Source organism: Xanthomonas melonis (genome assembly GCF_020783655.1).
GTDB classification, from domain to species: domain Bacteria; phylum Pseudomonadota; class Gammaproteobacteria; order Xanthomonadales; family Xanthomonadaceae; genus Xanthomonas; species Xanthomonas melonis.
In genome coordinates this window covers 46,441-60,134 of the sequence record NZ_JAJGQH010000010.1, presented here as the reverse complement: position 1 = coordinate 60,134, position 13,694 = coordinate 46,441, and the positions used below count along the sequence as shown (strand labels likewise).

The window sequence follows — 13,694 nt, the reverse complement described above, 5'->3', positions numbered from 1 at the left end:
TCATTCAGTAGCGGGCACCGCGTGAAGCTGCGCATTCGCCAGCGCGCGATACTCGCGTGGCGTCATGCCCACCGCTTGCTTGAATTGCCGCGCGAACGCGCTCTGGTCGCTGAAGCCGCAGGCATGGCCGATCTCGGTCAGGCTCTTGTCTCCGTGCAGCAGATGCATCGCCATCTGCAAACGCAACTTGGCCAGCACCTGTTGCGGGGTGAGCTGGAACACCTTGCGAAACGAACGCTGCAGCTTGGACATCGAGAATCCGGTGATGTCCACCAGCGCCTGCATGCGGATGTTCTGCGCGTAATTGGCGTTGAGATAGGCCAGGGCGAGCCGCAGTTTCTCGTACTGCGATTCGTGCCCGTCCTGCGGGCCCAGGTCGCGCGAAATGCCGATGATGCCGTGCACCTTGCCGTCCACCAGCAGCGGACGCTTGCAGGTCAGGCACCAGCCCGGCTCACGGTTGGCGAACAGGTGCAGCTCCAGCAAGTTATCGATGACCTCTCCGGCCAGCACCTGCTCGTCCTGGTTGGCATAGTTGGCGCCAAGCCCGCTGGGATACACCTCGGCCACGCGCTTGCCGATCAACTCCTTGCGCGACTTCAGGCCCAATCGCCGCAGCATGGTCTGATTGACGTGGGTATAGCGGCCCTCGCGATCCTTGACGAAGAACAGCACGTCCGGCACGGCATCGAACAACGCTTCCAGATCGGCAGGATCGATGCTCTTCATGCAGGACGGGGGCTCGTGATCAGGAAAGGCGCGACTTCAGGACGGCGACGCCGCACTGGCTGCGACAACCGTCAACGCACTACCTCATGATACGCCGCGCAGGCTGCGCAGCCTGCAGGCGCTCAGCGTGGCTCTTCGGCCACGGTCGCCGTGGCTGCAGGGGGGCTGGCCTTGGCGTTGTCGAGAGAGGCACTGGTCGTGCCCAGGCGGTCGGCCGGCATGCGCCGTGCCGCCCAGCCCTGCACCACCGCCGCTCCGTCCTGCGAACCGACCTGCACGCGCAGGCGCGCGGCGGCAGCGGGCGAGACGAATTCGATCTGGCAATCGCCCACCGCCATGCAGCTGTCGGCAGCCAGCGGATCCACCGGCTGCCAGCCGCGCTCGGCGATCGCCTGCGAAAAGGCGCGGTAGCTCATGCCCGACTTGAGCGTGGCCGGCAGCGGCACCAGCAGCTCGCCGCCGCCGGTTTCGGCACTGCTGCCCGCCGCTGGGGCGGTAGCGGCCGTTGCGCGTACCGGCGCACTGGCCGCCTGCCGCGGAACGGCGCTCCAGGCAGGACTGACGATCAGGGCGAGCCCGAAAAGAGCGGGAGGAAAGAAGCTGCGCATGTGGGGAGTTCCTTGCGATCCCGGCAAGAACTGCAGAAGTTAAACAAACGCTATTTTGCCATGCCCGCATGTCGCTGGGGCAATGATATCCGTGCCCGATCAGCCGGCGTTGGCCTTGCCGCACGCCCGCTGGCTTCCGGCAAGCGCACTCATCCGGCGCTGTCGTGGCCACACATCGCGGTCTCGAGCGAGCGCTGCAGCAGGCGACGCCCCCACCTGCGCACGTCGTGCGATACGACCGCTGCTGCGGTTGATTGCGTTGTGCCCGGGCCCAGCCATCAAAACGCGTATCGTCCATGCGCATCCAGCGGCAGGACAGGAAGACCTGCAGGAATCCCGGCACGCCGCAACGAAGCGAAGTGCCGGGACCATTCTGGTCACTGACCGATATGCTGTTTCAACCAGCCATTGACGGTGTCGTGCCACAGGATGCTGTTGTCCGGTTTGAGCACCCAGTGATTCTCGTCCGGGAAGTACAGGAACTTCGATTCGATGCCCTTGCGCTGCAGCGCGGTGAACGCGGCCAGGCCCTGCTCGACCGGGATGCGGAAATCCTGTTGGCCGTGGATCACCAGCATCGGCACCTTCCACTTGTCCACGTGCAGCACCGGGTTGAACTTCTCGTAGCCAGCCGGGTTCTGCCACGGCGTGCCGCCGTTTTCCCACTCGCTGAACCACAACTCCTCGGTGGCATAGCCCATGGTGCGGTTGTCGAACACACCGTCATGGTCGACCAAGCACTTCCACGGTTGATTCCAGTTGCCTGCCATCCAATAGACCATGTAGCCGCCATAGCTGGCGCCCAGTGCGCAGGCCTTGTCGCCGTCGAGGAAGCCGTACTGCTTCTGCGCGGCCGCCCAGCCCTTCTGCAGGTCTTCCAGCGGGCGGTCGCCCCAGTGCTGGCTGATCGCATCGGTGAAGTCCTGGCCATAGCCGGTGGAGCCGTGGAAGTCGATCATCACCACCGCATAGCCCTGGCCGGCGTAGGTCTGCGGATTCCAGCGATTGCTCCAGCCATTGCCGAAGCTGCCCTGCGGGCCGCCGTGGATCAGGAACGCCACCGGATAGGTCTTGCCTTCCTGGAAGTTGTACGGCTTGACCACATAGCCATACACGGTGTCGTTGTTCCAGCCCTTGAACTTGAACTGTTCGTAGTCGCCGAACTGCACGTCGGGCAGCTGCTCGGCGGCGCTCTGGGTGATGGCACGCAGCCCCTGGCCTTGCGCATCGCTGACGAAGATCTGGTCGCCACTCTTGAGCGAGCTGCGGGTAAACGCCAGCGTGCCGCCGGCCAGCGTGGGCGCATGCACGCTGCCCTCGCCCACCAGCCTGGTCGCCTCGCCGCTGGCGATATCGATCTTGAACAGCGGATGCTCGCCGAGTTCGTCGGCACTGGTGTAGAGGCTGGCGCCGTCTTCGCTCAGCACGATCTCGCCCGCCGAGCGATCCCACTTCGGCGCAATCTCGCGGGTCTTGCCGCTGGCCAGGTCCATCGCCATCAGGCCGAAGCGATCGGCCTCGAAGCCGGGCCGCTGCATGGCACGGTAGTACAGCGTCCTGCCGTCGGTGCTGAACACCGGGCCGGCATCCCAGGCCGGGTTGTCCGCGGTCAGGTTGACCGGCGCGGCCTTGCCGGTGGCATCCAGGCGGTACAGGTCGAAGTTGGTCTGCCAGGATTCATCGTTGCCGGTGGGCTTGGCACCGGCCCTGGCGTTCCTGCCCGCCTCGGGGCCATGCGGCTGCGGAATGCGCACGCTGGCCACCACGCTGGCGCCATCGGGCGACCAGGCGTAATCGTCGTTGCCCCCGAACGGCTTGGACGGCGCATCACCGGCCAGCGTGGCACTGATGGCAGAGGCGCCGACCACGGCCTTGCCACCGGCCGCCGGCAACTCGGCCACGAACAAGGTGTTGCGACGGCCGTCGTTCCAGGTGTCCCAGTGACGCACGAACAACTGGTCGTACACCACGCCGCTGGCCTTGCTGTTCTTGCGCTCGCCCAGCTTCTTCTTGGTGCAGCCCAGGTCCGAGCCGCAGTCCTGGAACACGCCGGCACTGAAGGCAATGCGCTTGCCGTCCGGCGAGAGCTTGTAGCTGTCCACGTCCACCGCGAAGGCGGTGAGCTGCTGCGGGGTACCGCCGGCCAGAGGCTGCGCGTACAGCTGCTGGCTGCCGGACTTGCTGCTGAGGAAGTACACCGTCTTGCCATCCGGCGACAGCGCCGGGCTGTTGACGTTCCAGCCCTCGGGGGTGAGCCGCTTGGGCGGCGCCGCATCGCGGGTGCGCAGGTTGCGCACCCACAGGCTGGTGGCCGGTTTGCCGTTGGCGGTCTTGGCCTGGCGCTTGGCGAACAGCACCACGCTGCCATCCGGGCTCAGCGTAGGCGCAGACACTCTGTCCAGCGCCACCATGTCGCGCACATCGAAACCGCGCGCGGCGGACAGCGTTGGCAAGGCGCTCAACAGACACAGGGGCAGCAAGGCGTAACGAAGCTTCATCGAGATTCCCGCAACGGCAAAACGTCGATGGTAGGCGTTGCTGCGGCGCACGCGCAAAGGCAGGAGGTCATGCATCGCCGCCCCGTCCCCACACCTGCCCCACGCCTGCGGCAGGTGTGAGCCATGGCTCAGAAGCGGTGGGACAGCCCCATGTACAGCTGCGCGTCCGGGGTACGCTCGTTGAGGCCGAAATTGGCGCCCACATCCAGCTGCAGCAGCGGATTGAGCAGATAGGTGGCGGCGATGTCGGCCGAGGCCTGTTCGATGGTCTGCGCGGGATCGCGATTGATCGAGGACCACAGCTCCACCGCCATCGACAATCTGGGCGTCAACGGCCGCGCCAGGTTGATCAGGTTGACGATGGCCACGTGCTTGCCGCTGCCGTCGCTGTCGGCCAGCCAATCCAGCTCCGGACCGAAGGTCAGCGAGAAGCTGCGCGGCAGTACGAAGCTGATCGGCACCGCGAGCCCGCCTTCCCAGCTGTCGTTGCCCAGGCCGGTGCGCGCAGTGGGCGCCTTGACGAACGGCAACAGCGCCACGCTGGCGGTATCGCTCTGGTAGACGCGCGCTTTCATGCGCAGGTAGAGATCGCCACCGCCACTGAGGCTGCTGCGCTCGCCGGTTGCACGATCGGTGCTCCTGACCTGCAGCTGCGGGGCCCAGTTGAGCTGCAGATCGATGCGGTCACTGACGCCGTACTTGAGCGTGGGATTGGTGAAGTAGGACGTTTCGGTACGCGTGCCGGGCTGGGTGTCGCGAGCGTAGTTACCGATATCGGTTTCCAGCTGCCAGGCGCCGGCCGGCACGGTGCAGGTGGCATTGGCCTTGGTCGGACGGTCGGTGCACAGCGGCGCCTCGCTGGCGTCCTGTGCGTGCACCTGCCATGAGGCAGCGCATAGCAGTACGGTCGATGCGAGGGTGAGCAGCGGCACGCGCTGGCGCGCGGGAGAATGGGGAACGGCAAACGGCATTGGATGGATTCCATGGCGAAGCGGCGCCATACCGGAAGGCAGGCGCGCGATAACTCAGGGTGGGATGCGGCAGGCCGCGGGCGCCGAGACCTCTCCGGGAGGCATCGATGCCGGCGCACGCTGACCACGAAGGCAAGTGCGGGTGGTTCGAGCTGTCGCGTGCGCGCAGCGGTGGCTGGGAGGACAGGTCGGGGATGATGCGGTCTGCGAATCTCGTGGCGCACCGCGGTGCGGGAGACGCCACGATAGGTAACGGCGGCATAAAGGCGCTATGCCGGCGCCCGGCGTGAAGCGTAAATCCCGCGCAAAGTGGCGTGACCGGTGGTGCTCCGGTGTGCGTGCATGATGCAGCGCCGGCTGGACAACAGTGCCTGGCCTGCAGATCCACATTCGCCACAGAGACCGCAGGCGTGCCCCGGGCAGCGCTGCGCACTGCAGGTGGTACACGCGCGTGCACCACCTGCAGCGCCGGCATCAGGCAGCGCGTTCGCCGCGCTTGCCGACGCGATAGAGCAGCCAGCCGACCAACGCCAGAATGGCCAGGCCGAACCATTGATTGAGCTGATAACCTCCAGGCAACGCCAACACATCCTTGTTATTGGTAATCACGATTGGCAGTGCAATGCCGATACCCATCAAGGCCTCACCCGTGATCAGGCCTGCGGCAAACAACACGCCCGGACGGTGCACGCGATCACGGCCTTCGTCGTCGTCAGCACGAATCTTGTGATAGCGCTCCACCAGATGAGCAATCAGACCACCCAAGAAGATCGGAACCATCAATTCTAGTGGCAGGTAGATACCGATCGCAGCAGCAAGCACTGGCACACGAAAGCGCTTCCCCGTCTTCTTCAGGTACTCGTCTACCGCGATAATGACTGCACCAACGCCAGCGCCAATGGCGATGACTGCCCATGGCAGCTGCCCCCCAAAGAGCCCCTTCGCCACCGATGCCATCAGCATCGCCTGCGGCGCGGGAAGCGTCTTGGATCCAATCCCATAGGCTTGGGCAAGCAAATTCAGCACAGGCGCCATGATCAGCGCGCAAGAAAATGCGCCGATTGCCAGCATCAACTGCTGCTTCCAAGGCGTGGCACCAACTAAATAACCGGTTTTGAGATCCTGCAGGTTGTCGCCGCCCACCGCCGCCGCGCAGCACACCACTGCGCCGATCATGATCGCGGCCACCGCGCCCAGCGGCGCCGCACCGATACCCACCGGCACCAGCCCGCTCTTGCCCAGCAGCAGCACCAGCACCGCCGAAGCGAACAGGATGGTGGAGATGGTGATACCGGAGACCGGGTTGTTGGACGAGCCGATCAAGCCGGCCAGATAGCCGGACACCGATACGAACAGGAAGCCGGCCACGATCATGATGATGGTCATCGGGATCGAGACGTGCCACTGCTGCACGATGGCCTGGTACAGGCCCAGCAGCGGCAGCGTGCACAGCACCAGCGCCACCAGCATCCACTTCATCGGCAGGTCGCGCTCGGTGTGCGCCACCACCCCGCCGCTGCCCTTGCGTGCGGCGGCAAAGCCGCTCTTGACGCCGGACAGCAGTGACTTGCGCAGCGAGAACAGCGTCCACACGCCACCGATCAACATCGCGCCGACACCGAGATAGCGGATCTTCGCGCCCCAGATGCCGAACGCCGCATCGGCCGCCGGCACACCGGCCAGGCTCTGCGCCAGGGCCGGGTCCGAGCCCATGAAGAACTGCTGGTACAGCGGGATGGCGATGTGCCAGGACAGGATGGAGCCGGACAGCACCACGATGCCCACGTTCAGGCCGACGATGTAGCCCACGCCCAGCAATGCCGGCGACAGATTGGTGCCGATATAGCCCACCAGGCGGCTGCCGCCCAGGTAGGTGGCCTGCGCCCAGGTGTCCGGAATCACCCGCAGCCCGCTGGCCGCGCCCAGCTTGACCAGCGCACCGATGGCGCCGGAGGCGGCCAGGATCTTCAGGCCCGGGCCGGGATTTTCGCCAGCCTTGAGCACTTCGGCGGCGGCCTTGCCTTCGGGGAACGGCAGCGGGTCTTCGACGATCATCGAACGCCGCAGCGGCACCGAGAACAGCACACCCAGCAGGCCGCCCATGCCGGCGATGCCCAGTACCCACCAGTATTTGAAGTCCGGCCAGTAGCCCATGATCACCAGCGCCGGAATGGTGAAGATCACCCCGGCGGCGATCGACGAACCGGCCGAGGCGCCGGTCTGGACGATGTTGTTCTCCAGGATGGTGCCGCCGCCGAGCAGGCGCAGCACGCCCATCGACACCACGGCCGCCGGAATCGCGGTGGCGATGGTCAGGCCCGCGAACAGGCCGAGATAGGCGTTGGCGGCCGACAGCACCACCGCCAGCACGATGGCCAGTACGACAGCGCGAAAGGTGAGCTGGCGCGGCTGCGCGTCATGGCTCATTGGGCACTCCCCTGTGGGCAAAAAATCCGTGCCACGCTAGCGTGTGCGCCCGATCGAGTCCAGCTGCGGCGCGGCGTGACAGCGTGCAGGGTCTGGCGTGTGACGCACATGACAAGGCGGCCGCTCCGCGGCATCTGTCGTCGCCACGGTGCAGGGCGCCCTCGCCGAGACAGCGCAGGTGCCGGCAGACGGCAGCGGCAGCTTGCGCAGCCATAGGAAAGTAACGCCGGCCTTGCGGTATCAAACGCCCTGCATGCTGATCGCCACCCTGCAGTCACCATCCCGCTGGCAGCCCGCTCCTGCCGCGGGCCCGGGCAGGAGCGGTTCCCTGTCTGCCATCGCAAGCGTCACCAACCCAAGCGCGCAGGACCGCACGTTGGATCCGCTGCGTCTGCAGCGACGCAGCCGCAGACGGCTCAATGCAGCAATTCGGCGAACGCGCGATCGGCTTCGATGACATCCGGCAGCGCCGTGAACAGGGCGTCCAGATCCACGCCATCCATCAACGGCCCATGCACCGCCTCCAGTGCCGCCGCGGTGGCGCCGCCATGGGCATGCAATGCGTCGGAGACCTGTACCGCCTGGGCGACCAGCAACGGCATGCGCTCGCCCTCGGGCGCGGCCGCAGGGCGCACCTGGTAGGCGATGGCGTTCTGGATCACCGTCGGCAGCTGCCAGCGGCGTGCCAGCTCGGCGCCGACCTCCGGGTAGCCGAAGCCCAGCTGCAGGGTTTCTTCGGCGGCATGCCCGGCCGATGAGGTCTCGTGATTGATGCGGCTGGCGTAGTCCGGTGCGCCGGACTGGATCAGCAGTTCGCCGATGTTGTGCATCATGCCGCAGGTGAAGGCGGTCTCCGGATCGAGCCCATGCTGGCGCGCCAGCAGGCGGCAGATGCCGGCCACTTCGAAACTGTGCCGCCAGAACGCCTTGAGGTCGAAGCCCGGGCCGGCACGGAAGGCGCCGGTCATCGCCGAGGCCAGCACCAGCGTGCGCAGCGTGTTGAAACCCAGCCGCATGGCGGCGTCTTCCACACTGGTGGAATCGCGCAGACCATGGAAGCGCGCCGAATTGGCCAACCGCAGCACCTTGGCGGCGATCACCGGATCGCGCTCGATGGTGTGCGCCAGCGTATCGATATTGGTGTCCGGATCGTCGAACTGACGGATCAGGTCCTGCGCCACCTTGGGCACGGTGGGCAAGGTATGCAACTGCTCGAACAACGCCTCCAACTTCATGATCGCCTCGTGGGTGAAGGAACAGCTCGCGCGGAGCGCGCGGGAGTGCATGGTGTAGCACAGACCGGTTGGTTCCCGGTGACCCGGGCATGGAACAGACCGGTTGGTTGGCGTGAGCCGACGAGCGGCCCCGTTGGCGTGGCCGCAGTGGCGGCGGGCGCATCGGGATCACGGCCGCTGGCGGGCTGGGCCGTGCACGAGAAACACGATCCATCGCCGCCAGCGGCGCGCCCGACGATCTGCGGCAATGCCATAGCGACCGCACGGTACGCATCGCTCGCGAGGGCCCGCGCACAGCTGCGCATGATCACCGCTGACGCCAACGCCGGTCGGGATGGCGCATTGCACCCCTGACTGGTCGACGGTGACGCGTGGATCGCTGCTAGTGGAAATCGCGCGAAGGCAGCTGCATCTGGCCGAGCAGGTCGCTGAGGTCGTGCAGGTCGCCGGCGATCAGGTGCTCCACGCCATCCACGCGTTCCCAGCGCCCGCGCACCGCGAGCAGGCGCGATTCCAGCAGCGCGCGGCGGCGCCGCAGCGCCAGGTGCGCCCAGACGATCACGTTGATCATGCCGTGCTCGTCTTCCAGGGTGACGAAGATGGTGCCCTTGGCGGTAGCCGGGCGCTGGCGCTGGGTCACCAGCCCGGCCACGTGCACGCCGCTGCCGTGGCGGCGGCCCTGCAAGTCGCGCAGGCCCAGGATGCGCCGCTGCACCATCTGCGGGCGCAGCAGCGCCATCGGGTGCTGCCGCAGGCTCAAGCCCACCGCGCGGTAATCGGCCAGGATCTCCTCGCCCGCGCGCGGCGCCTCGAACTGCACCAGGCGCTCTTTCGGGCTGCCCGGCAGCAACGGGCGACGCGCCTCCACCCCGGCCATGGCCCAGCGCGCGGCATTGCGGTTGCCCACCATCGACTGCAGCGCCCCGGCCTCGGCCAGTGCCAGGCGGGCCTTTTCGTCCAGCGCCGCACGCAGGCACAGGTCGCCGATATCGGCGAAGGCGCGCTGCGCACGCGCGGCGACCAGGCGCAGGGCCGCCTGCTTCGACAAGCCGCTGATCTGTCGCATGCCCAGCCGGATCGCCGGTTGTTCGCCAGGGTCCTCGTCGCTGCGCCACGGCCTGCCGCCGACCAGGGTGTTGTCCCAGTCGCTGTGCAGCACGTCCACCGGCAGCACCTGCACCGCCGCGCGCTCGGGGCTGCCGCGGCGCGCGTCCTGCACGATCTGGCTGGCCGAATAGAAGCCCATCGGCTGCGCATTGAGCAGGCCGCAGGCGAAGGCCGCCGGTTCGTGGCGCTTGAGCCAGCAACTGGCATAGACCAGCTTGGCGAACGAGGCGGCATGGCTTTGCGGAAACCCGTAGGAGCCGAAGCCCTTGATCTGCTCGAAGATCTGGTCGATGAAGGTGGAGGCGTAGCCTTTGCCTTCCATCAATGCGCGAATGTGCACGCGATGCGATTCCATATCGCCACCGCGGCGCCAGGCCGCCATCGAACGGCGCAGCTTGTCGGCTTCGTCAGGGTCGTAGCCGGCGTGGATCACCAACTCCATCACCTGCTCCTGGAACAGCGGAATTCCCAATGTTGGCCCGAGAATCTTTTCTACGCCTTCGGAGGGATAGTTGATCAGGCTCTTGTCTTTGCGGCGTTGCAGGTACGGGTGCACCATATCGCCCTGGATCGGGCCAGGCCGCACGATCGCCACTTCGATCACCAGGTCGTAGAACTCTGCCGGTTTGAGCCTTGGCAGCATCGCCATCTGTGCACGCGACTCGATCTGGAACACGCCGACGGTGTCGGCACGCTGGATCATCCTGTAGGTCGGCGTATCGTCGTTCGGAAGCGTGGCAATGGTGAACGTGCGATCACGATGACCACGCACCAGTTCCAGCGTTTTGCGGATGCAGGTCAGCATGCCCAGGGCCAGGCAATCGACCTTGAGCAGCTTCATGGTTTCCAGATCGTCCTTGTCCCACTGGATGATGGTGCGGTCGGCCATGGCGGCGTTCTCCACCGGCACCAGCAGCGACAGCGGTTCATCGGAGATCACGAATCCGCCCACGTGCTGCGACAGGTGCCGCGGGTGATCGCGCAACTGCTCGGTCACGTTGAGGATCTTGTCGATCAACGGATTGGCCAGATCGAAGCCGGCTTCCTCGATGCGCTGCTCCATCGGCGTATCGCCATTGCCCCAGCCATAGCAATTGGCCAGCAGCGCGATCTGGTCGGGCGGCAGCCCGAACGCCTTGGCCACATCGCGCACCGCGCTCTTGCCGCGGTAGCAGATCACCGTGGCGGCAAGGGCGGCGCGTTCGCGGCCGTATTTCTCGTAAACGTATTGCAGCACTTCCTCGCGGCGTTCGTGCTCGAAATCCACGTCGATATCCGGCGGCTCGTCGCGTTGTTCGGACAGGAAGCGCGCCATCAACAGACGTGTTTCGTCCGGGTTGACCGCCGTGATGCCCAATGCATAACACACCGCCGAGTTGGCTGATGAGCCGCGGCCCTGGCAGAGAATTTTCCTGGACCGCGCGAAGCGCACCACGTCGTGCACAGTGAGGAAGAATGCCTCGTAGTTCTTGAACGCGATCAAGGCCAACTCTTTTTCGATGTCCTCGCGCACCTTGGCCGAGATACCGCCGGGCCAGCGCTCGCGGATACCGGCTTCGGTGAGCTGACGCAGATAACTCGCAGGCGTATGCCCTTCGGGCACCAACTCTTTGGGATAGTTGTATTCGAGTCTGGAGATGTCGAAGGTGCAGCGCTGCGCCAATGCCAGCGTGGCCTGCAGCAAGGCCGGTGGATAGATGTTGCCCAGCGCGCGCCGGGTACGCAGATGCCGCTCGCCATTGCGAAACAGGTGCGCGCCGCATTCGGCCAGCGGCAGGCCGTGACGGATGGCGGTCAAGGTGTCCTGCACGATGCGCTCGCGGCGCTGCGCCATATGCACATCGCCACTGGCCAGGGCGGTCATGCCCAGCTGCTGCGCCAGCAGTTGCAGCGCCTGCAGGCGCGCGGCATCGTCCTGTTCGCGGTGCAGCTCTACCGCCACGAATGCGCGCTCGCCGAACACCTGCTGCAACCAGGCGCCCTGCTCGGCCTGCGGCTGCATGCCGGGCAGCCACAACGCGAACACGCCGGGCACCGCGTCGCGGAACTGCGCTTCCACCTCGGCACGCCCCAGCCGATAGGCGCCCTTGCCTGCCGCGCGCCGTGCGGTGGTGATCAGCGCGCACAGCTGCGGATAGCCTTGCGCATGCTCCACCAGCAGCACGAAGCGGGTGCCATCGACCAGGGTAAATTCGCTGCCGACGATCAGCCGCACCCCGGTGGCGCGCGAGGCCTCCAGGCCGCGCACGATGCCGGCCAGCGAGCATTCGTCGGTGATCGCCAGCGCGCTGTAGCCGCAGTGCTGCGCACGCGAGAACAGCTGCTCGGCACTGGACGCGCCACGCAGGAACGAGAAATCCGACAGGCAATGCAGCTCGGCATAGGCGGGCAACCCATCGGCAGCGTCTGCATGGGTGACATCGTCATTGGCCGCGCGCAGGCGTGCGGCCACATTCCAGCCACGCGGCATGCGCCCGCCGGGGGTATCGCGGTCCACGCCATCGACGGCGTCGTCCCAGCTCATGGACGCGGCTCGTGCGCAGTGCGCAGCGCCGCACACAAATTGCGGTGCGCAGCAGACCGTGCGCTTGCAGATCCTGTGGCCGATTGCGCGCAACGCGTGCCACGTGCGCCGCCAGCGCAGCGATGCACCGGCCAGGACATGCTGCAATCCCTCGCGGACATGGATCCGGTCACGCAAACCATCCATGCAGCATCCAGCCATCCACACGGCCCGGCGCGGCGAACACCCAGGCGCGGCGGCCGCGCGCGGTTTCCACCACGTAGTAGTCGCGTCGGGCTTCGGCGTCGTCCCACCAGCCGCTTTCCAGCCGCTCCGGGCCGGACACGATGCGCAGCTGGGTCTCGTGCAGCGGTACCGGTTGCGGCAGCAGCCAGGTGGGCCGCGGCGGGCGTGGCGGCGCAGCGGCCTCGCGCACCGCATCGCCGATGGCGCGCCGCCAGGCCCGCTCCGGGCGTGGATCGTCGGCCGGCATCACCCGATACACCGCCTCATCGCCCAACCGCGCACGCAGGCGCTCGCGCAGTTGCGGCCAGTCCACCGATTGCTGCGCGCGCTGATCGAACAGGTCGCGCATGGCCGGCACGAACGGGGGCAACTGGCGCGCCAGCAGGCGCATCGCCACCACCGGGCGCGGAATCTCCACCCGCTCCAGCCGGTTGCGGGCCAGCTCGAACAGCAGCGTGGGCGCACGCTCGGGCGTGAGCAGGCCGATCTCCACATCGGTGGCGCCCTCTTCGTGCTCCAGCCGCAGCAGGAAACGCTGCACGCCGCCGTCGCGGATGGACAGGTAGGTGCACAGGTCGCCGATCAACCGCCGCAGCGGGAACAGCAGCGCCGGATGCGTTTCCACCTCGTAGCCCAGCTCCACGCGCTGATCGAAATGGTCCGGCGGCGCATAGCAGTCCAATGGATCATCGGCGTCGCCATAGAGGCGATCCAGGTGCTCCAGCAGGTCTGCACCGAAGCGGCGGCGCAGCCCGTCCCGCGGCAGCGCACGCACTGCGGCGAGCGTGCGGATGCCCATGTGCTGCAGGCGCTCGCCGGCATCGCCCGGCAACGCGGCACGACGCACCGGCACGCTGTCCAGCGTTCGGTGCAGGGCCTGCAATTCTGTCACCGCCATACCATCGCGCAGGCCGGCCAGTACGCGTGCGGCACGCGGCGTGGGCGCCAGCGCAAGCCGGTGCTGGAAGCCCAGCGCCTGCAGCTCATCGCGCAGGCGGCGCTCGAAACGTGGCCAGGGGCCGAACAGGCGAAAGCTGGCTGCGGCTTCCAGCACGATGGCGCGCGACCATTGCTGGCTCACCAACGAACTATGCCGGTATGCCCAGGCCGCAAGAAACCGCTGCATCCGCGCTTCGTCCTGCGCGTCGTAATCGATGGTACGTACCTGCGTCATCAGCGCATGCGCCGCCGACAACCGGATGCCGGCCTTCAAGCCCGCCGCCGCGGCTGCGGCATTGACCGAATGCAGGCTGCGCAGCTGCGCCGGGCCTTCCACCAGCGCCAGCGGCACCTGCGGTTCTTCCAGACGCCGAAGGACAGCGTCCAGCGCCAGCTGCGGCAGCAATAGGCAGGCCCACAACATGCGCGCG

The 13,694-nt window shown here is 66.8% G+C and carries 8 protein-coding genes; all 8 read right to left on the bottom strand.

Going from position 1 to position 13,694, the window contains the following annotated elements; genetic code table 11:
- The 8 genes from LL964_RS11465 to LL964_RS11430 all read right to left on the bottom strand — a co-directional run bounded on the left by LL964_RS11465 (position 1) and on the right by LL964_RS11430 (position 13,687).
- Complete coding sequence (locus tag LL964_RS11465) at positions 1 to 729, bottom strand: AraC family transcriptional regulator (protein ID WP_104584367.1); 729 nt, start codon at positions 727 to 729, stop codon at positions 1 to 3.
- A 122-nt stretch (positions 730 to 851) separates the two neighbouring features.
- Entirely contained in the window at positions 852 to 1,337 is a 486-nt protein-coding gene (locus LL964_RS11460) for a hypothetical protein (RefSeq protein ID WP_104584369.1), read from the bottom strand.
- A 377-nt stretch (positions 1,338 to 1,714) separates the two neighbouring features.
- The gene (locus tag LL964_RS11455) at positions 1,715 to 3,835 is read right to left on the bottom strand and encodes an alpha/beta hydrolase family protein (protein WP_104584371.1); all 2,121 of its coding nucleotides are present in this window, start codon (positions 3,833 to 3,835) and stop codon (positions 1,715 to 1,717) included.
- 128 nt (positions 3,836 to 3,963) lie between these two features.
- Complete coding sequence (locus tag LL964_RS11450) at positions 3,964 to 4,806, bottom strand: transporter (RefSeq protein ID WP_104584373.1); 843 nt, start codon at positions 4,804 to 4,806, stop codon at positions 3,964 to 3,966.
- Positions 4,807 to 5,280: 474 nt separating this feature from the next.
- A complete protein-coding gene (locus tag LL964_RS11445) occupies positions 5,281 to 7,233 on the bottom strand; it encodes an OPT family oligopeptide transporter (RefSeq protein ID WP_104584375.1) in 1,953 nt (650 codons plus the stop codon).
- 416 nt (positions 7,234 to 7,649) lie between these two features.
- Complete coding sequence (locus LL964_RS11440; protein WP_104584384.1) at positions 7,650 to 8,468, bottom strand: HDOD domain-containing protein; 819 nt, start codon at positions 8,466 to 8,468, stop codon at positions 7,650 to 7,652.
- 382 nt (positions 8,469 to 8,850) lie between these two features.
- On the bottom strand, positions 8,851 to 12,099 hold the full coding sequence (locus LL964_RS11435; protein WP_167395163.1) for an error-prone DNA polymerase: 3,249 nt from the start codon (positions 12,097 to 12,099) through the stop codon (positions 8,851 to 8,853).
- Between the two features lie 169 nt (positions 12,100 to 12,268).
- On the bottom strand, positions 12,269 to 13,687 hold the full coding sequence (locus tag LL964_RS11430) for a Y-family DNA polymerase (RefSeq protein ID WP_104584386.1): 1,419 nt from the start codon (positions 13,685 to 13,687) through the stop codon (positions 12,269 to 12,271).
- Between the last annotated feature and the right edge of the window lie 7 nt (positions 13,688 to 13,694).